This is a genomic window from Chitinasiproducens palmae, from assembly GCF_900095735.1.
Classification (GTDB): Bacteria; Pseudomonadota; Gammaproteobacteria; order Burkholderiales; family Burkholderiaceae; genus Chitinasiproducens; species Chitinasiproducens palmae.
The window spans coordinates 65,520-83,574 of record NZ_FNLO01000007.1 but is presented as its reverse complement, the minus strand read 5'-3'; the positions used below and the strand labels follow the sequence as shown (position 1 = coordinate 83,574).

15 protein-coding genes, 1 tRNA gene and 1 pseudogene are annotated in these 18,055 nt (G+C 66.2%); 9 read left to right on the top strand and 8 right to left on the bottom strand.

Annotated elements, in window-relative coordinates:
• Positions 1–39 precede the first annotated feature (39 nt).
• Entirely contained in the window at positions 40–1,815 is a 1,776-nt protein-coding gene (locus tag BLU54_RS12730) for a ClcB-like voltage-gated chloride channel protein (protein ID WP_091908784.1), read from the top strand.
• 19 nt (positions 1,816–1,834) lie between these two features.
• On the opposite strand, the gene BLU54_RS12725 is transcribed toward BLU54_RS12730, so the two are convergent.
• Positions 1,835–2,095 (bottom strand): hypothetical protein, encoded by a 261-nt coding sequence (locus tag BLU54_RS12725; protein ID WP_091908781.1) that lies wholly within the window; start codon positions 2,093–2,095, stop codon positions 1,835–1,837.
• 223 nt (positions 2,096–2,318) lie between these two features.
• Here BLU54_RS12725 and BLU54_RS12720 point away from each other — a divergent pair.
• From BLU54_RS12720 to pdeM, 4 genes and pseudogenes are all read left to right on the top strand, one after another.
• Positions 2,319–3,377, top strand: a pseudogene (locus BLU54_RS12720) (ligase-associated DNA damage response exonuclease); the annotation flags it as partial.
• Between the two features lie 263 nt (positions 3,378–3,640).
• Positions 3,641–5,296, top strand: coding sequence for an ATP-dependent DNA ligase (locus tag BLU54_RS12715; protein ID WP_091908774.1), 1,656 nt, complete (start codon positions 3,641–3,643; stop codon positions 5,294–5,296).
• The gene (locus BLU54_RS12710; protein WP_235837942.1) at positions 5,296–8,202 is read left to right on the top strand and encodes a DEAD/DEAH box helicase; all 2,907 of its coding nucleotides are present in this window, start codon (positions 5,296–5,298) and stop codon (positions 8,200–8,202) included. Before BLU54_RS12715 ends, BLU54_RS12710 begins: the two co-directional genes overlap by 1 nt.
• 12 nt (positions 8,203–8,214) lie before the next feature.
• Positions 8,215–8,895 (top strand): ligase-associated DNA damage response endonuclease PdeM, encoded by a 681-nt coding sequence (pdeM, locus tag BLU54_RS12705; RefSeq protein WP_091908771.1) that lies wholly within the window; start codon positions 8,215–8,217, stop codon positions 8,893–8,895.
• 49 nt (positions 8,896–8,944) lie between these two features.
• On the opposite strand, the gene BLU54_RS12700 is transcribed toward pdeM, so the two are convergent.
• A complete protein-coding gene (locus tag BLU54_RS12700; RefSeq protein ID WP_091908767.1) occupies positions 8,945–10,675 on the bottom strand; it encodes an AMP-binding protein in 1,731 nt (576 codons plus the stop codon).
• A gap of 75 nt (positions 10,676–10,750) precedes the next feature.
• Positions 10,751–11,884 carry an acyl-CoA dehydrogenase family protein gene (locus tag BLU54_RS12695; RefSeq protein WP_091908764.1) on the bottom strand — a complete coding sequence of 378 codons (1,134 nt, stop codon included), beginning with the start codon at positions 11,882–11,884 and terminating at the stop codon, positions 10,751–10,753.
• 156 nt (positions 11,885–12,040) lie between these two features.
• Between BLU54_RS12695 and BLU54_RS12690 the strand changes: the two genes are divergently transcribed.
• Complete coding sequence (locus BLU54_RS12690; RefSeq protein WP_091908760.1) at positions 12,041–13,159, top strand: AraC family transcriptional regulator; 1,119 nt, start codon at positions 12,041–12,043, stop codon at positions 13,157–13,159.
• 102 nt (positions 13,160–13,261) lie between these two features.
• Positions 13,262–13,624, top strand: a complete 363-nt coding sequence (locus BLU54_RS12685; protein WP_091908757.1) for a hypothetical protein — start codon at positions 13,262–13,264, stop codon at positions 13,622–13,624.
• 82 nt (positions 13,625–13,706) lie between these two features.
• On the opposite strand, the gene BLU54_RS12680 is transcribed toward BLU54_RS12685, so the two are convergent.
• On the bottom strand, positions 13,707–13,967 hold the full coding sequence (locus BLU54_RS12680) for a hypothetical protein (protein WP_091908755.1): 261 nt from the start codon (positions 13,965–13,967) through the stop codon (positions 13,707–13,709).
• A 141-nt stretch (positions 13,968–14,108) separates the two neighbouring features.
• On the opposite strand from BLU54_RS12680, the gene BLU54_RS12675 reads away from it, so the two are divergent.
• Positions 14,109–15,257 (top strand): FUSC family protein, encoded by a 1,149-nt coding sequence (locus BLU54_RS12675; RefSeq protein WP_235837941.1) that lies wholly within the window; start codon positions 14,109–14,111, stop codon positions 15,255–15,257.
• Between the two features lie 91 nt (positions 15,258–15,348).
• A tRNA-Ser gene (locus BLU54_RS12670) sits at positions 15,349–15,439 on the top strand.
• A gap of 65 nt (positions 15,440–15,504) precedes the next feature.
• Here the strand turns inward: BLU54_RS12670 and BLU54_RS12665 are convergent.
• From BLU54_RS12665 to BLU54_RS23295, 4 genes are all read right to left on the bottom strand, one after another.
• A complete protein-coding gene (locus tag BLU54_RS12665) occupies positions 15,505–16,335 on the bottom strand; it encodes a tyrosine-type recombinase/integrase (protein ID WP_235837940.1) in 831 nt (276 codons plus the stop codon).
• A gap of 205 nt (positions 16,336–16,540) precedes the next feature.
• Positions 16,541–16,777, bottom strand: coding sequence for a DUF4224 domain-containing protein (locus BLU54_RS12660; protein WP_235837939.1), 237 nt, complete (start codon positions 16,775–16,777; stop codon positions 16,541–16,543).
• 64 nt (positions 16,778–16,841) lie between these two features.
• The gene (locus tag BLU54_RS12655) at positions 16,842–17,528 is read right to left on the bottom strand and encodes a metallophosphoesterase (protein ID WP_091908751.1); all 687 of its coding nucleotides are present in this window, start codon (positions 17,526–17,528) and stop codon (positions 16,842–16,844) included.
• A 247-nt stretch (positions 17,529–17,775) separates the two neighbouring features.
• A complete protein-coding gene (locus BLU54_RS23295; RefSeq protein WP_139169679.1) occupies positions 17,776–17,955 on the bottom strand; it encodes a hypothetical protein in 180 nt (59 codons plus the stop codon).
• Between the last annotated feature and the right edge of the window lie 100 nt (positions 17,956–18,055).

The window sequence follows — 18,055 nt, the reverse complement described above, 5'->3', positions numbered from 1 at the left end:
CCCTATCGCGCCGGATCGGCTCACCTTTGTCTCGTATTCATGATCACACGCCTGCTTGCGTGGCGCACGCGCCTCGACCACCTGCTTCACATCGATGACAGTCATCGCTTGTTGCTGTGGGCTGTCGTGATGGGCGTGGTCGGCGCGCTTGCCACCCTGCTGTTTCGCGCGGGCATTCAGGCGCTGCAGTGGCTGGTACCGGGGGTGCCGCATGGCAGTGCGGACGGCATGTCGATGGTGGCGATGGCCGAATCGTTGCCCTGGCTCTGGCGACTTGCGCTGCCGGCTCTTGGCGGCGTAATCGCGGGTTTTCTGCTGTTGCTGGCGAAACGGTTTGCGGCCGGTCGTGCTTCCGACTACATGGAAGTGGTCACGATGGGCGATGGGAGCGTGCCCGTGCGGGAAAGTCTGCTGCGGGCGCTGTCCTCGCTGTTCACCATCGCCAGCGGCGGCTCGATCGGCCGGGAAGGACCGATGGTGCAGCTCGCCGCGCTGGGTGCGTCGGAGGTCGGCCGCCGCTTCAGGGTCGCACCGGCGCGCCTGCGTCTGCTGGTGGCTTGCGGGGCGGCAGCGGGCATCACTTCCGCATACAACACGCCGATCGCCGGCGCCTTCTTCATCGCAGAAATCGTGCTGGGCAGCGTCGCGATGTCCAGCATGGCGCCGATCCTTGTCTCCTCGGTCGTCGCTAATATCGTCATGCGCGAGTTGCCGGGCTATGCGCCGCCTTACAAGATGCCGCCGTTCCCGGAAATCTTTGGCGGCGAAGTGCTGCTGTTTTCCTTGCTGGGCATCGCGCTCGGCGTGCTTGCCCCGCGCTTCATGCAATTGATCGAGTTCACTCGCGTGCGCGCCAGCCGCCTGCCGCTGTCCGCGCCGGTGCGGCTCGGCCTGGCCGGTCTCGGCGTCGGCGCGATCTCGGTCGGCATGCCACAGGTATGGGGCAACGGCTATGACGTCGTCAACGCGCTGCTCCACCAGCCATTCGCATGGCAGATCGTCCTGCTGATCCTGCTTGCGAAGCTGCTGGCGACCGCGCTCACGGTCGGCTCCGGTGCGGTGGGTGGGGTTTTCACGCCGACCCTGTTCGTCGGCGCGACATTGGGCTGGCTGTTCGGCTCGGTCCTGAACGCCATCTGGCCGGCCACCACGAGCGCACCCGCCGCCTACGCGATCGTCGGCATGGGTGCGTTTCTCGGCGCGGCGACGAGCGCCCCGCTGATGGCGATCCTGATGATCTTCGAGATGACGTTGAGTTATGCGGTGATGCTGCCGCTGGTGCTCGCCACCGTCATCGCCTTTGTCGCCGCGCGTGGCGGCGCCGACGTCGCGATGTATTCGGTGACGGTGAAACGCGTGCGCGAGGCGCGGGCGCGCGAGCAACTCCGGGCGACCCGCGTCCGTAGCTTGATCGAACCCGCCGAAACGGTGGTGCGCGACGATGCCGACTTCGAAGCGCTGACACGCCTGTTTCTGGCCTTTCCGATCAAATACGTCTATGTAGTCGACGCACGCAATCGCTACCTGGGTGCGATCGCTTTGAGCGACGTCACGGCCGCCTTGCTCGACGCGCCGCGCGACGCACCAAAACCGGGCGCGTTGGCGCTGGTGCGGCCCGCCCGACTGGCGACCTTGACGCCCGACATGTCGCTCTCGGAGGCGCTGGAACGCTTCGTTGCGCACCAGGGCGAACGGCTGCCGGCGGTCGAAACGCCGGACGACCCGGTGTTGCTGGGTGTCGTGCACAAGACCGCGGTCTTGGACGCCTATGTTCGACTGGATGCCGCGCAGGCAGGTCCTCGGCTAGGCGCCTGACACGTCGGCGCCCGCCCGGTCAGCTCGACAGCCGCACGCGGCTGCGGTGCAAATGGGCGCGCGCACGGTCCTCTGCATAGGCGAGCGCGTCATCGACGCTCAGGAAGCGTCGCGGCTCCAAATGCTCTTCGACGAGGCGTTCCACGCGCACGTCGACACCCTCGAAGATCTGCCAGCTCGCCTGGAAGCGTCGCGAGCCGCCCGGGTCGGGCGGAAACGCGTCGGGCGCGGCGACGTAAATTCCATAGCCCGCCTCGGGTCTGCACAAACGTCCCTTCATAACTTCACCTGTTCGCAAACCGCGCGTGCGCGGTGCGATGAAAAAGCAGCTTTCGTACCGGAAAAGTGCACCATTTCGGCGCGTCGGGCCGGGCGATTCCCAACGCGTCTCTGAAAACCGGCGCGCGCCGCGGGCCGTCGGCACGACACTTGCACCATTGCGCCGCACTGCGAGGCGCGACGGTCGCATCCGCCGCGCCTTCCGCTGCTCTGACTTCCGGCCTATGGACCTCGTGATCGCTCGCCCGCAAGGGCTGTACTGCCGCGCAGGCGACTTCTATATCGACCCTTGGCGTCCGGTGGCCCGAGCCGTTATCACCCATGCGCACGGCGACCACGCAAGCCGCGGGCATGGGCACTACCTGGCGAGCACGCCGAGCGAGACCGTCTTGCGCTCGCGACTCGGCGATATCGCGCTACAGACGCTGTCCTACGGCGAGTCCGTGAAAATCGGCGATGCCACGGTGTCGCTGCACCCCGCCGGCCACGTCCTTGGCTCGGCCCAGGTACGCATAGCCGCGCGCGGCCAGGTCTGGGTCGCGTCAGGGGATTACAAGCTGGCGCCCGACCCGACCTGCACGCCGTTCGAGCCGGTTCGATGCGATACCTTCATCACCGAATCGACCTTCGGCCTGCCGCTCTACCGCTGGCCGGCGGCCGAGACCGTTGCGCAGGACATCGCCGCGTGGTGGCAGGCAAACGCGAACGCGGGACGTGCGTCGGTCCTCTATTGCTATTCTTTCGGCAAGGCGCAGCGCCTGCTGGCAATGCTCGAGCGAGCGGGACCGCTGCCCGGCCCGATCTTTTGCCACGGGGCTGTCGAGGTGCTGAACGACGCCTATCGCGACAGCGGGGTCGCGCTGCCGGAAACCGCACGGGTGCCGCTCGCGGCCGCACGCGGCGCCGCAGTCGCAGCCTATCGGCAAGCATTGATCGTGGCGCCGCCGTCCGCGGCCGGCAGCACGTGGCTGCGGCGCTTCGGCGACTACAGCGACGGCTTCGCCTCGGGCTGGATGCTGGTTCGCGGCGCTCGCCGCCGTCGTGGCGTCGATCGCGGCTTCGTTCTTTCCGATCATGCGGATTGGCCAGATCTGAATCGCGCGATCGGTGCGACCGGCGCGGAACGCATCATCGTCACGCACGGACAGGTCGCCCCACTGGTGCGGTGGCTGCGCGAGCAAGGGCTGGAGGCCGACGCGTTCCGAACCGAGTACGGCGGCGAGGAAGAATACGAGGGCAAGGAAGAGGCGGGATCGGCAACATCAGCGGCAACGCCTGCAGCGGATGACGCCGCCACGGCTGGCGCGATGGAGCAGGCGACGACGGGTCGACCGGCTATCGGCGCGGCAACGTCCGACGACGACCTCGCCACGCGGCGCGTGCCAGTGGCCGCGCGGGCCGCCGACGGCTCCGGCGACGAACCGGTGCCAGGAACCGGAATCGAATCGGCAAGCGCCACGGGGAACGCCGGCGAGGCAGGCGAGGCAGCAACGCGCGACGATGGACGCCCCCGAGGCAAAACGCGACGCAGTCCGCGGGGCAACGCATGAGAGCCTTCGCCGCGTTGTACACCACGCTCGATGCGACGACGTCCACGTTGGCGAAGCAAGCGGCGCTGACCGCGTACTTCCGCGCGGCGGCGCCGGCAGATGCCGCCTGGGCCGCGTATTTCCTGGCCGGCGGCAAACCGCGCCAGATCTTGCCAACCCGGCTGATGCGGGAACTCGCGTGCCGGCTTGCTCGGCTGCCAGACTGGCTGTTCGAGGAGTCGTATCAGGCGGTGGGCGACCTGGCCGAAACCATCGCCCACATCCTGCCGCCGCCGTCTCATTTGTCGGACATGGGGCTCGCGTGCTGGATGGAGACGCGCTTGCTGCCCTTGCGTGGCGCGCCGACCGAGTTGATCGAGACACGGCTCACCGAGTTCTGGGATGAACTGGACTGGGGCGGACGCTTTCTGCTGAACAAACTCATCGGCGGCAGCTTCCGCGTTGGCGTCTCGCGCCAGTCCGTCGTGCGCGCGCTGGCCGCGTTGAGCGGTCAGGATCCGCGCCGCATCGCGCAACGCATCGTCGGCTTCACCGATACGCGCAGGGCGCCGAGCGCCGAGCGTTATCTGCGCCTCATCGCGGCCGGCGAAGACGGCCAGGACGTGGTGCACGGCGACGATATCGGCCTGCCCTACCCGTTCTTCCTCGCGCATCAATTGGAGGGGTCGCCCAGTGTTCTCGGACCACGAAGCGGCTGGCAAGCGGAATGGAAGTGGGACGGCATCCGCGCCCAACTGGTCAAGCGCGCGGGCCGGGTCTGGCTCTGGTCGCGCGGCGAAGACCTGATCACGGAGCGATTTCCTGAAATTCAGGCGATCGGCGAGGCACTGCCGGACGGCACGGTGCTCGACGGCGAGATCGTCGCGTGGGATGCCGCAACGACAGCACCGCAGCCGTTTGCAAAGCTGCAGCCGCGCATCACGCGCAAGACCCTCACCCGCAAGATCCTCGACGAAGCGCCGGCAAAACTGATTGCCTACGACCTGCTGGAAGCGGCCAGCCGGGACCTGCGCAGCGAGCCGCAGCGTGTGCGGCGGCAACAGCTCGAGCAGTTGGTCGAGATGCTCAGCCATCCGGCGCTGTTGACCTCGCCGCTGCTCGACGGCGACGACTGGCCGGCGCTTGCCGCCTTGCGCACGGAGAGCCGTGCGCGCGGTGTCGAAGGACTGATGCTCAAGGCACTCGGTGCGCACTACGGTGTCGGTCGTACCAAGGCGGTGGGCGAGTGGTGGAAATGGAAGATCGATCCGTACACCGTCGACGCCGTGCTCATTTACGCGCAGCGCGGACACGGTCGACGTGCCAGCCTCTACACCGACTACACGTTCGCGGTATGGGACCGCGCGGTGGGCGCGGCCGGCGAACGCCAACTGGTGCCGTTCGCGAAGGCGTATTCGGGCCTGACCGATGCCGAAATCCGAGACGTCGACGCGCTGATCCGCAAGACCACCATCGAGAAATTCGGCCCGGTGCGCAGCGTGATTCCCACCCTCGTATTCGAGCTTGCGTTCGAAGCGATACAGGCCAGCCCGCGGCATAAATCCGGAATCGCCGTGCGTTTCCCACGCATCCTTCGTTGGCGCGTCGACAAACCGCTCGACGAAGCTGACACGATCGATACGCTGCGTGCGCTGCTGCACGCCGCACCTTGATGAAACAGCCCGCCGCCACCGCGGCGGCCTCGGGCACCGAGGCCAAGACGGCGCGAACGCGGCCGCGTCGCGCCGCGACCGCGTCGCCCCGCACCGTGCAGCGCTTGCTGGACGCATGGTTCGCGGCGCGCGGCTGGCGTCCGTTCCCATTCCAGCGCGAGGTCTGGCAAGCGCTGGCCACCGGCGACAGTGGCCTGCTGCATGCGAGCACGGGTTCGGGCAAGACCTACGCCCTGTGGTTCGGTGCGCTCGCTGCGGCGGGCGGCATCGGGATGGTCGAGACGACGAGCGCTGCAGACGCGCAGGCCGACGGCGGGTCCAGCATCGGCTCGACGGACGAGACGCCCAAGCGCGACGCCAAGCGCGCGAGTGCCAGACGCCGCGCGAATGCCCCGCCGCTCACCGTGCTGTGGATCACACCGATGCGCGCGCTCGCCGCCGACACCGCGCAGGCACTGGCGGAACCGCTTGCCGCCCTTGGCTCGCATTGGACAGTCGGGCTGCGCACCGCCGACACCAGCGCCGCCGAACGGGCAAGGCAAACGCGCCGCGCCCCCACTGCGCTGGTGACCACGCCAGAAAGCCTGTCACTCGCGTTGTCACGCGAGCATGCCGCCGAGGAACTCGCACATGTGCGCATCGTCATCGTCGACGAGTGGCACGAACTGCTCGCGAGCAAGCGTGGCGTGCAGACGCAACTGGCGCTGGCACGGCTGACTGCCTTCAATCCTGGCTTGCAGATCTGGGGACTGTCCGCGACGCTTGGGAATCTGGACACGGCAATGGACGCCTTGCTGCGCCCGGCCACGACGCCACGTCGGCTGGTGCAGGGCATCCAACCTAAAAAGCTGGAAATCGACACGCTGATCCCCGAACGCATCGAACGCTTTCCGTGGGCCGGCCATCTAAACACGCAGCTCGTCGGCCGCCTCGCCGCCGAACTCGACCACTGTACCTCTGCATTGGTCTTCACCAACACGCGGGCGCAAGCCGAAATTTGGTACCAGTCGCTGCTCGATGCCCGGCCGGATTTCGCCGGCGTGATGGCGCTGCATCACGGCTCGCTCGACAAGTCGGTGCGCGAATGGGTCGAGGACGGACTCAAGCGCGGCACGTTGCGGGTGGTCGTGTGCACCTCGAGCCTCGATCTTGGCGTCGATTTCTCGCCCGTCGATCGCGTGTTCCAGATCGGTTCCCCCAAGGGCGTCGCACGGCTGCTGCAGCGCGCGGGACGCTCCGGGCACTCGCCCGGTCGCGCGTCGCGCGTCACGGTCGTGCCGACGCTCGCACTCGAACTGATCGAGGCCGCGGCCGCTCGCCACGCGGTGCGCGCCGGACATATCGAAGCGCGCCGCCCGCCGCGCCGACCGCTCGACGTGCTGATCCAGCATCTCGCGACATTGGCACTCGGCGGTGGCTTCGAGGAACGGGCGACACTCGCCGAAGTAAGACGCTGTTGGTCGTATCAGGATCTGAGCGAGGCCGACTTCGCGTGGGCGATCCGCTTCCTGAGCGACGGCGGTGCGGCGCTCAGCGCCTATCCCGACTACAAGCGCATCGTGCGCGATGCCGATGGGCGCTGGCGCATGCCTCGTACGGATCTGGCGCGTCGCCACCGGCTGAATATCGGTACGATCGTCTCGGATGCCACGATCGAACTGGTCTGGATGACCGGTGGACGCATTGGACGCATCGAGGAAAACTTCGGCGCGAGACTCAAGCCGGGAGACGTGTTCACGTTCGCCGGCCGCTCGCTGGAGTTCGTGCGGCTTCGCGAGATGACGGCCTACGTGCGCAAGGCAAGCAAGAAAAGCGGCTTCACGCCACGCTGGCAAGGCGCGCGCATGCCGCTGTCGACCGAACTCGCCGAGGCGACGCTCGCGCTGATCGATGCCTATGCCCGCGCGCCAGCCGATGGGGTCAATGCGCACATTGCCACCGCGGAAAACGCGGTGGCCGCGACTGCAGGGCGACGCACCAGGCCCCGAAAGACCGTCAAGGCCGCCGCGGCGACCCAGCCATCGACCGAGACGACAAGCACCGTGCAGCCCGCGGCTCACGCGCCGGGGGATGCAGCATCCGCAACGCCATCCGATCCCGAAATCTCCGCGGTGGCGCCGCTGCTGGCACTGCAACAAAGGCAATCGGTGCTGCCCGCCTTCGGGCGGCTGGTGGTCGAGCTGGTCGACAGCCGCGAGGGGCACCATCTGTTCTGCTACCCGTTCGCCGGCCGGACCGCCCATCTCGGCCTTGCCTCCTTGCTCGCCTGGCGAGCCGCCCGAGACGCGCCGAACACCTTTTCGATTGCGATCAACGATTACGGCTTTGAACTGCTCAGTGCCGTCGCGATCGACTGGCCGGCACTGATTCGCTCCGGCCTGTTCGGTATGCAGAATCTAGCGGACGACATCGTCGCGAGCCTCAACGCGTCGGAGCTTGCCAAGCGCCGCTTTCGCGAAATTGCGCGCGTTGCCGGCCTGGTCGCGCAGCGCTATCCCGGGCTCGGCAAGAGTCAGCGCCAACTGCAGGTCTCCGCTGGTCTGATCTACGACGTGTTCCGCCAGCATGACGCCGGCAACCGGCTGCTGACGCAGGCCGACGAGGAAGTCCTGTTCGACGAATTGGACATGGACAAACTGCGCGCGGCGCTCGTGACGATCAACGCCGGCGTGATCGATATCGTACATGCGCCGCGACCGACGCCGTTTGCCTTCCCACTGATGGTCGCGCGTCTGCGCGAACGGATCAGCAACGAGAAACTGTCGGACCGCGTCCAGCGCATGCTGGCCGCCCTCGAAAAGGCCGCCGATAGCACCAACGCTGCCCGGCGTTCGGCTGCGGTGCGCGAGACGGTGCGCCCGACCGAAGGCGTCGTATCGCCTTGCGACGCCGAGGACGATTCGTGATTCAATGAACGGATGCACGACCTGCCGATAACCGTTGCGGCGCAGACGCTGGTGCTCTGCGCCGAACGCGCCCTCTTCGATCCCGCCCGCGCCACCCTGTACATCGCCGACGCTCACTTCGGCAAGGCGGCGACGTTCCGAGCCCGGGGCTTGCCGGTGCCGCACGGCACGACTGGCGCGACGCTTGCGCGGCTCGATGCGCTGATCGCGCGCCATCGGCCAACGCACCTTGCCTTCCTGGGCGACCTGCTGCACGCGGTGGAGGCGCAAGCGGCAAACGCGCAGCTTCGCGTCTGGCGTGCGCGTCATCCCGACTTGGCATTGACGCTGATCGTCGGCAATCACGATCGTCATGCCGGCATGCCCGATCCGTCGCTAGGCTTCGCACTGTGCGAGGAACCGCACCGTTTCGGTCCGTTCGCGCTATGCCATCACCCGCAAGCAGTGCCGGACGCGTACGCGCTTGCCGGCCACTTGCATCCGAGTTTCGTGATTCGGGGCCGCGGCGACCGCGCAAGATTGCCGTGTTTCCGGTTCGGCGCGACCAGTGCCGTGCTGCCCGCATTCGGCGCCTTCACCGGAGGCCTTGACGGTGCCGCCGAGGACGACGCGATTTACGTCTGCGCTGACGACCGCGTGATCGCGGTGCCGCGGCACACGGCAACGTCACGGACATTGCGTCGTCTCGGCTGAGCGTCCTGCCAATTCAGGCATCGGCTCAGGCATCGGCTCAGGCATTCGCTCAGGCATCGGCCCGCAGCTCTTCCTCCCAGAATTCGTGTGGTCCGCGTTGCCCGCTGGCGCGCCGAGCCTTTTCCTCGGCCCGCAGCGCGACGCGCCGGATCTTTCCGGAGATCGTCTTCGGCAGCTCGGCAAACTCGATCCGCCGGATGCGCTGATAGGGCGCGAGTCGTTCGCGGCAATAGGCGAAGATACGCGCGGCCGTTTCCCCGTCGGGCGCATGGCCGGCTCGCAACACCACGAACGCCTTGGGTACCGACAGACGCGTCGGGTCCGGACTGGGCACCACGGCAGCCTCCGCAACGCCCGGTGCTTCGATGAGAATGCTCTCCAGTTCAAACGGGCTAATCCGGTAATCGGACGCCTTGAACACGTCATCCGCCCGGCCGATGTACACAAAGCTTCCGTCCGCGCGCCGTTCCGCCAGGTCTGACGTTAGGTAGTGGGTGCCGGCCGGCATCGGCGCATTCGCATAGCCGGCCATCAGCCCAGCCGGACGGTCTTGATAAGACAACGCCAGCTCGCCGTCGCCGGGACCGTCGACGACGCTGCCGTCGGGACCGACCAGGTCCACCGCATAGCCGGGCAGCGGCCGTCCCATCGATCCCGGTACGACGGCCTGCCCCGGCGTATTGCCGATCTGACAGGTGGTTTCGGTCTGCCCGTAGCCGTCGCGAATCGTAATGCCCCACGCACGCCGTACTTGCTCGATGATTTCCGGATTGAGCGGCTCCCCTGCACCGACGATCTCGCGAAGCGTCACCGCGTAACTCGCCAGGTCATGTTGGATCAGCATCCGCCAGACGGTCGGCGGCGCACACAGCGTTGTCACCCGCTGCTCGACCAACGTCCGCAAGGTGTCGCCGGCGTCGAAGCGCGCGGCGTTGCGAATGAACACGGTTGCCTGTGCGTTCAACGGCGCGAACACACAGCTCCATGCATGTTTGGCCCAGCCTGGCGAGCTGATGTTCCAATGGACGTCGCCGGGCTTCAGGCCGATCCAGTACATCGTCGACAGATGCCCGACCGGGTAGCTGCGATGGGTGTGCATCACCAGCTTTGGGCGTGACGTCGTACCTGACGTGAAGTACAGCAGCATCGGGGCATCGGCGTGGGTGACGGGCGGATCGTCGAACACAGCGCTTTGGTGCAGGCAATCCTCGTAGCGCAACCAACCATCCGCCGGCGCGGCGGCGCCGGGCTCGGCAGGGGCGTCCGTTACTGCGATGCGCAGCAGGCGCGACGGCGCATCGTCCGCGCGCGCTGCAAGCGCCTCGTCGACGCGCTCGCGAGCCTCGGCTAGCGTGACGACGCCACGCACGCCCGCCGCTTCGATGCGCTCCGCCAGCTCGTAGCCACTGAACTGCGTGGTGGTCGGCACCAACACGATCCCAGCTTTCATCGCGCCCAGCATCAATTCCCAAAGCGCCGGGTGGTTCGGCAACATCATCAGCAGGCGGTCACCCGGAACCAGTCCCAGTCCGCGCAGTCGGTTTGCAACCTGATTGGAAATATGCGACAGCTCCGCGTAGCTGCGCCGGATCACCCGTCCGTCCTCCTCGACAATGCGCAGCGCTTCCTGCTGGTTGCCCTGCGCGACGACGTCGAAGTAGTCGCGCGCCCAGTTGAACCGATCGAGGATCGGCCAGCGGAAACCCTCGTACGCCCGCGCATACTCTTCACGGTGCGCCAGCAGGAAGTCGCGAGCGGCCAGGAAAGCGTTTGTGGTCATGCCTGTCTCCTTCGCCGGGCCTTCGTTGGCCGGTCGTATGGTGGCGATGCGGGACGACGACTGATGAAGTACGGCTCAAAGATCGCGCGCGATCAGCATGCGTTGAATCTCACTGGTGCCCTCGTAGATCTGCGTGATGCGCGCATCGCGGTAATGGCGTTCGACCGGATAGTCCTGCAGATAGCCATAACCGCCATGGATCTGGATCGCCTGCGAAGCCACCCATTCCGCGGTCTCCGAGGCGAACAGCTTGGCTTGCGAGGCCTCCGACAGGCAGGGTTCGCCGCGCGTGCGCGCGGCGGCGGCGTGGTGCGTCAGCAGGCGTGCCGCGTTCAGGCGAGTCGCCATGTCCGCGAGCTTGGCCGCAATTGCCTGGTGCTCGATCAGCGGCTTGCCGAACTGCACGCGCTCGCGCGCATAGCGGCGTGCCGCATCAAACGCCGCCTGTCCGATGCCGAGCGCCTGCGCAGCGATCCCGATCCGCCCGCCCTCGAGATTCGACAACGCGATCCGCAGGCCCTGGCCGCGTTCGCCCAGCAGGCTCCCGGGGCCGACGCGGCATCCCTCCAACGTAATCGCGCAGGTATCCGACGCACGGATTCCCATCTTCTTCTCGACATGCATGACCTCGAATCCCGCACTGTCGGTCGGTACCAGGAACGCCGACAGGCCCCGCTTGCCCAACTCGGGATCGGTCACGGCGAACACGATCGCAAGGGCCGCGCGCTGCCCGTTCGTGACGAATTGCTTCGCGCCGTCCAGGATCCAACCGTCGCCGTCCTGCCGCGCCCGCGTGCGAAGGTTATTCGCTTCGGAGCCGGCCTGCGGTTCGGTCAGGCAGAAGCAGGCAATCTTGCGCCCGCTGGCCAGGTCGGGCAGCCAGGTCTGCCGTTGGTCCGGCGTGCCGAATTTCAGTATCGGGCCGCAGCCGACCGAATTGTGCACACTCATCAAGGTCGCGCATGAGGCACAGCCAGCCGCCACCTCCGCGACCGCAGCCGCATAGCTTTCGTAGTCGGTAAAGGTACCGCCATACTCCTCCGGCACCACCATGCCCAGCAGCCCCAGCTCGCCCATCTCGGCGACGATCTCATCCGGCAAGACCGCCTCGGCGTCCCATCGTGCGGCATTCGGGGCGAGCCGCTCCGCCGCGAACCGACGCGCTGCGTCACGTACCATCTGTTGTCCTTCGTCGAGCAGTTCGGCCATGTGTTCTCCCGGTGCCGGCATGGCCTCCGCATCGCGGGTCGCCGCCCGGCGCGCAACGCCAGCCCTTCCGGCTCAGTATAGGTTTCATACCGATCGACTCGCTATGCCACTTTGGCGCAAGCTGTGTGCAACATTCAGCCATAGGGACGCACCCTGATGCCGAAGCGCTCGACCAAGTCGGCACGGACCTTCGCCGCGACGAACACAACCGCGACAGGCGATACGCCGCCGGCGCTGCCCGGCGTCGACTGGCAGCATGAGCCGGCGCGCGACACCGTCGCGGTCTGTTTCGTAGCTGCGGCGCTGCGCGCCGCCGAGCGCCGGGGCCTCGACAAGACCCGGCTGCTCAAGCAGGCCGGCCTGCCCGAAGATTGCTGCACTGGCGCGGACGGGCGCGTGCCCGCTGGCGCCTACCGCGCGCTGTGGCGCACGACCACCGAAGCGTTGAACGACGAATTCTTCGGCCTGGACAGCCACCCACTGCGCCCCGGTTGCGTCGCCGCGATAGCGGACGGCGCGCTGCGGTTTCGGACAGTGGGCGACGCGATGAACCATGCGTGCAGGATGCTCGACTTCCTGCTCGACGACCTGTGCATCCAGCTCGTTCAGGACGACCGTCAGGCAGCGCTGGTGGTCGCGGCGCACGACAGTGCGCAACCCGATCGCTTCGCTTACGAGACGATGCTGATGCTGCTGCACGGGTTGATGTGCTGGCTGGCCGGGCAACGCATCACCTTGGAACTGGCACGCTTCGCATACCCCGCGCCGGCGCATCACCACGAGTATCAGGCGATGTTCTCGCCGTGCCTGGCGTTCGACTGCACGCGCACCGAGGTCATCTTCGATCAGGCGGCGCTTGCACTGCCTATCGTTCAGACGACCGAGACGCTTGAAGCGTTTGCCAGGGCCGCGCCGGAAAGCGTCATCCTGAAATACCGCTCGACGCGGGGCCTGGGCGCCGCATTGCGACACCGTTTGCGCGCGCTGCCCTACGACGCGTGGCCAACCTTCGCCTGCCTGGCCGATGAACTCGGCATGACATCGGCAACTTTGCGTCGGCGCCTTGCCGAGGAGGGGCAGTCCATCCGGCGGCTGAAGAACCAGTTGCGGCGAGAGCGCGCCACTGCCTTGCTGAGCCGCAGCGCCGAACCGATCACCGAGATCGCCGTGGCCACAGGCTTTGCCGAGCCAGGCGCCTTCCACCGTGCGTTCAAGCGTTGGACCGGGGAGCCACCGCGATCCTTTCGCGCGCGCACCGCAGCGTCGCCGCGCTGAACGATCGAATCGCCACCTTCAGCGCCCCGTCAGCCCGCGCGTGTTCCGCTATGATCGTCATCTTGTCATACGCTGCCGGCAACGGGCCGGTCTGGACGAACGATGGAACAGGATCCGCTGGGTCTCGAAAGCCGCAAGGCCTTGCTTTTCGCACTGACCACCGAGCGACTCAACGGTTACTACGACCGCGACGAACTGGCCAGCGATGCCCGCGCCCGCGACGTTGCGGCGGCATGGCTTTCGCGACGTGAATTGCGGGCCTCGCAGGGTCTGCTCAAGGCTCTGGCGGCGATGAGCGACACCTTCGCGCGTGAGCTGATCGCGTCGCTGTCCCGTGAGGCAGGCTTGTACGTCGCGCATGAAATGCGCGAAGCGCTGGATCCCGCCTACCAGTCCGGCGTATCGATCGACATGCTCGCCGAGTGCGAGCGACGCTTGCGCGATGCCGATCTGGCTGGCGCTTGACCTAATCTGATTGGTTTCTGGAACGCGGTCGGGCCTGGCGCCGGCGCCTCCGGCACCGCGGGAAGCACCGCGAGAAAATTTGTCAGCCTTGCCGACGCAGTGACCGGTTTGCCACGTGACGCACCGCCCAATACACACTGTATGCAACCAGCCCGCAGACCGCGCCAGCGAGTCCGCCTGCGGGACCCAGCGCCGGGTCAAACAAGCTTGGCCACACGTCGTGCGGCACCGCGGCGGCATTGCCGGCTTGCATGAAGGCCATGCCTGCCATTGCGCCGGCGCCCGTGAATGCCGTAGCGAGCGATGCGTCGATCGCGTGAATATTGGGAGTTTCGTTGAACATTTCTGGAACAGTGATGCTGAGCTTGGCGCGTCTATCAGCAAAGCGCATGCCCGCGGCCAACGTCATGCCGCATGGCGACGCTGCGGACTTTCTGGATATCGCGCCATCCCGCGATCTCGATAATCTAAGCGAGGGCGCGCGTTGAGACCCGAAACTGCTCGCTATCGCTTCCTGGCTCAGGTTGGACGGCGCCTCGCACCGATTTTTGGCCCCCTCTATCGATATCGCCATGCACGTGCGATCCATGCAGTGCGGGTCGGCATTGCGATGGCGACTTCGCTTGTCGCGACCGCGGCGCTGCCGCACGGCATCTGGTCGTCCGTCACCGTCCTCGTGGTCATCGGCGGCCTACAACATCACGGCAACATCCGGAAAAAAGCCGGCGAACGGGCCATCGGCACCCTGCTCGGCGCCGCCGTCGGACTGCTCTGCATCGCCGTGCAAGCCGCCTTCGCTCAGACCTGGCTGACCTTTCTGGTCATGTCATTCTTTGCAGCCGTCTGCGCTTACTACGCAATCGGCAAGGCAGGGTACATTGCCCTTCTCGCCGCGATTACGATGTGCATCGTCGCCGAGCAAGGCGACGCCGCACTCGACGTTGGCCTCTGGCGCACCGCCAACGTGTTGATCGGCATCGTCATCGCGCTTGCGTTCTCGTTCGCGTTACCGCTGCACGCGACCTACTCCTGGCGCTACCTGATGGCGGAGAACCTCCGTCTGTGCGCGCACCTCGCCGCACAACTGGAGCGCGGCGGCGCAGTGGACCGCGCCACCGCCCGGAAACACTTCGCTACGCTCAGCCGGCGCCTCGTGCAGCTGCGCAACCTCATGCCATCGGTCGCAAAGGAACTCGGCGTGCCGCTCCGCTGGCTCGACGACGTGCAGCGCGAACACCGCGTCCTCATCGCGGCACTGGACATCCTGCTTGAACTGTCGGTCGATTGGGATACCGGTAACTGCCCGCCGCCCGGCGCAGCGTCTCGCGCCGCCCTGTACGATCTGCGCAATCGGCTTGGCGCAATGTCGCGAGCCCTGAAACTCGGCCGCGTAACACGACTGCAGACCATCGCGAGCGCGTCGCCATCGACCGCCGATGCCGCACGGACAATCGACCCGCCTGCCGTCGACGCAGCGTCACGGCCGCCAGCCGTTCCCGCAGCAGCGCCGATCACCGACCCCAGTGACCGCGCCGGCCTGCTGGCGCAGGTCGCACAACGAACCGAACGCCTGCGCGACATGCTGCTCGCCGAAAGCGGCCGCTGGCGACGCGGCGGCAGCCTGGGACGCTGAACCGTTCGCAACCGCCAGCCTGAGCAGCGCCGCCATGGCGAAACGAAAAATGCTGCGCGACGACTGCCGTCTGCTATACTTCTGTCCCTTCGGAGAGATGGATGAGTGGTTTAAGTCGCACGCCTGGAAAGCGTGTATAGGTTCATAGCCTATCCGGGGTTCGAATCCCCGTCTCTCCGCCACTGATTTCATTGGGTTTCAGCGACTTAGTCGACCGCTTCTGTACTATAGAATCGGTTTGTACTATTCAGCGCAAGGGCGCGACCCGTTCCGGGCGCCGCCGATACACCCGTTCCGTGATCCTCCCGTCTGCATGTGCGAGCAGCGTTCTGGCGTGCTCCAGCGTCTGCGCGTCGCTCGCGCACTTCGCCCGCAGGTCATGCTCGGTGAAGCGATCGGTAACGCTGGTCTCGGTCATGACCCGCTTCATGAAGCCGGACCACATCGATTCCCATCCTCCTGCCCGGCCATTCTCGTCGCTCACATAGCATTCGCCCCGCCTGTTGCAAAACAGGAATGGTGAAATCTTCACGGGGCGTGCAGCTTTTGCACTGGCGACCGCGGCGCGCAGTTCGTCCGACCATTCGATGATCAGCCGCTTGCCTGTCGTCAAGGCAGTCTTGCGCGGCTGAACGTGGATGCCATCGTCCTTGATGTCGGACATCGTCAGGCGGAGCAGATCGCCGCGGCGCAAGCCGGTCAATAGCTTGACCCGGATGTACGCCTGTACCGCCAGGACGCTGCCGGCGCGCCGCTTCGATTCGAGCGACAGGCACTCGATGATCTCGGCATCCTCGACGTATCGCGTTCGGGGCTTCTCTCCCGCCAATCGGACCTCGCCCTTGAAAGGATGGCGATCGATGATGCCCCACTCCACCGCCTTGGTGAAGGCGTGGGACAGAATCTCGATTTCACGGCGGGCCGCGGTCTTGGCCGTGCGCTGGTCGACGTACCGGTAGACGTGTCGTGGCTTCAGATCGCGAATTGGGAACGCGGCGAACACGGCGCGCAACGGCTTCATGGCCACCCGATTATGGGCCTGCGTCGACGGCTCCTTGGTCGGCACGACTTCCAGCATGTAGCGGTCGAGCAGCGCGCCGATGGTTGGCGCGTGCGCTATCTCGCCGATTCGCTCTGCCCAGGCTTTGTACGCCTCGGGCAACGTCTTGCCAAGACGGTATTGCTTCTTCCCGTCCCACAACGACTCGAGGCCCGGGGGGACTTGGTAATAGTAGGCACCATGCACCAACCGCCACCGCGCCGGCAGCCCCCGGTTCTCGGCATTACGCGCGCGCGGCATGCAGCGCACTCCAGTCCGGCTCGACGGCGCGTCGCTTGCGGACCGGTTGAGCGATTCCCATCTGCTGGGTGACATGTTCTCGCAGCACGGCCACGCTGCCGTCCGGTCGGATCTTGTGCTCGATGCCCATCAAGGTCAACGCGCTGGCCTGCGCGTCGCGCCGCGTGCGATATGTGAGGTCTCTCACCTCGTCACGGGTCAGAAACATGGATTCGTTCACCGCAGCCTCCAGGCACGCCTTGTCGTCTCGATTACCCGCACGGCGGCGGGCGTCAGTACCGCGTTCATTCGAATAGCGTTCCCAGGTCGATCATCGTAAGTTGACGTCCAAACACCGCGCCCGTATCGATGTAATGGACGTTGCCGAGCCGCTCCGGCTTGGTCATCGGGGTATGCCCGACGATCAGTGCGAGCAGATCCGGTACGCCGTCGCAGTTCCGGCGCGCTGCGCGCTCTCGCGACCACAGCGTCGTTTCCATCAAAGCGCGGGGTGGCGTCGTGGCGTTGAGCGCGAGAAGCGCCGTGCGGAACGCCGTCCAGTTTTGCCCCGCGATGTCCGCATGCACAATGCCGATGGCGCCACGTTCCGCTTCGATTTCGATCGCAAGCGGTAACATGTCGAAGACCTCGGCCACGGCCCTCTGTTGCCACGGCGCCAGTGCGAGAAACCAGCCGCCACCGTTTCGCAGATACGTATCGCGATCGTAGCGGCCTGATGCAACGCCGATCGCCATCTGCTCGTGATTGCCGCGCACCGCGTGGAAAAAGGGCTTGGCGATCCATTCGACGGCCTCATCGCTATCCGGCCCGCGATCGACCAGGTCACCCACCGAAAACAGGCGGTCACACGATGGATCAAACGACACCTGCGCGAGCGCGCGTTCCAAGCCGCGAAAACAGCCATGGATGTCGCCGACGGCGAAGTCACGGCCAACGGTGTTTCTAACGAAGCGCTTGTAAAGGACGGTCATTTTTGTGACTCCACAGCGGTTGATGGCACTCGTCGAGAAGCTTGAGTGCCTTCAGGCGTTCAGTTGCGGCTGCGGTGACGACCGCGTGCTTCGGGCGCACCGGACCATTGCCCGCATACAAATCTGATTGCAGCACTCACCGAAGCGCCGCCCGATCGGTTAAAGCTGTTTGGCCATGGGCATGCGTTTGACACAGGCGCACGCTCAGCGCAACCAGTTCGTGCAGCGCTTGGTTGACCGCGATGCATCATGTGCTTGCACGGTACACCTGAGTGCCTGCGGCATCGTTGCGCGTTGAGAGATCCCACACCCCCAGCACGGCGACGGTCAACAACGCGCCGGTGATGATCATCGCCAAATCGCGCGCCCATCGGCGTGAATGGCGTGAATGGCGCGACGATGCATCCAGGTCAGTAATGGCGTTCAAACTCGGTCTCCTGTAACAAGCAGCGTATTCGCTCGCGGCGGTTACGTTCGTTCTCGGCCTCGAGGAATTGTTTAATGCGGCGAGACTCAACGTCGATTGC

Excerpts from the sequence above, each read along its gene's own strand:
- BLU54_RS12730 (WP_091908784.1), top strand. The coding sequence starts at position 40 with ATGATCACACGCCTGCTTGCGTGGCGCACGCGCCTCGACCACCTGCTT.
- BLU54_RS12725 (WP_091908781.1), bottom strand. The coding sequence starts at position 2,095 with ATGAAGGGACGTTTGTGCAGACCCGAGGCGGGCTATGGAATTTACGTC.
- BLU54_RS12715 (WP_091908774.1), top strand. The coding sequence starts at position 3,641 with ATGAGAGCCTTCGCCGCGTTGTACACCACGCTCGATGCGACGACGTCC.
- BLU54_RS12710 (WP_235837942.1), top strand. The coding sequence starts at position 5,296 with ATGAAACAGCCCGCCGCCACCGCGGCGGCCTCGGGCACCGAGGCCAAG.
- pdeM (WP_091908771.1), top strand. The coding sequence starts at position 8,215 with ATGCACGACCTGCCGATAACCGTTGCGGCGCAGACGCTGGTGCTCTGC.
- BLU54_RS12700 (WP_091908767.1), bottom strand. The coding sequence starts at position 10,675 with ATGACCACAAACGCTTTCCTGGCCGCTCGCGACTTCCTGCTGGCGCAC.
- BLU54_RS12695 (WP_091908764.1), bottom strand. The coding sequence starts at position 11,884 with ATGGCCGAACTGCTCGACGAAGGACAACAGATGGTACGTGACGCAGCG.
- BLU54_RS12690 (WP_091908760.1), top strand. The coding sequence starts at position 12,041 with ATGCCGAAGCGCTCGACCAAGTCGGCACGGACCTTCGCCGCGACGAAC.
- BLU54_RS12685 (WP_091908757.1), top strand. The coding sequence starts at position 13,262 with ATGGAACAGGATCCGCTGGGTCTCGAAAGCCGCAAGGCCTTGCTTTTC.
- BLU54_RS12680 (WP_091908755.1), bottom strand. The coding sequence starts at position 13,967 with ATGTTCAACGAAACTCCCAATATTCACGCGATCGACGCATCGCTCGCT.
- BLU54_RS12665 (WP_235837940.1), bottom strand. The coding sequence starts at position 16,335 with ATGCTGGAAGTCGTGCCGACCAAGGAGCCGTCGACGCAGGCCCATAAT.
- BLU54_RS12655 (WP_091908751.1), bottom strand. The coding sequence starts at position 17,528 with ATGACCGTCCTTTACAAGCGCTTCGTTAGAAACACCGTTGGCCGTGAC.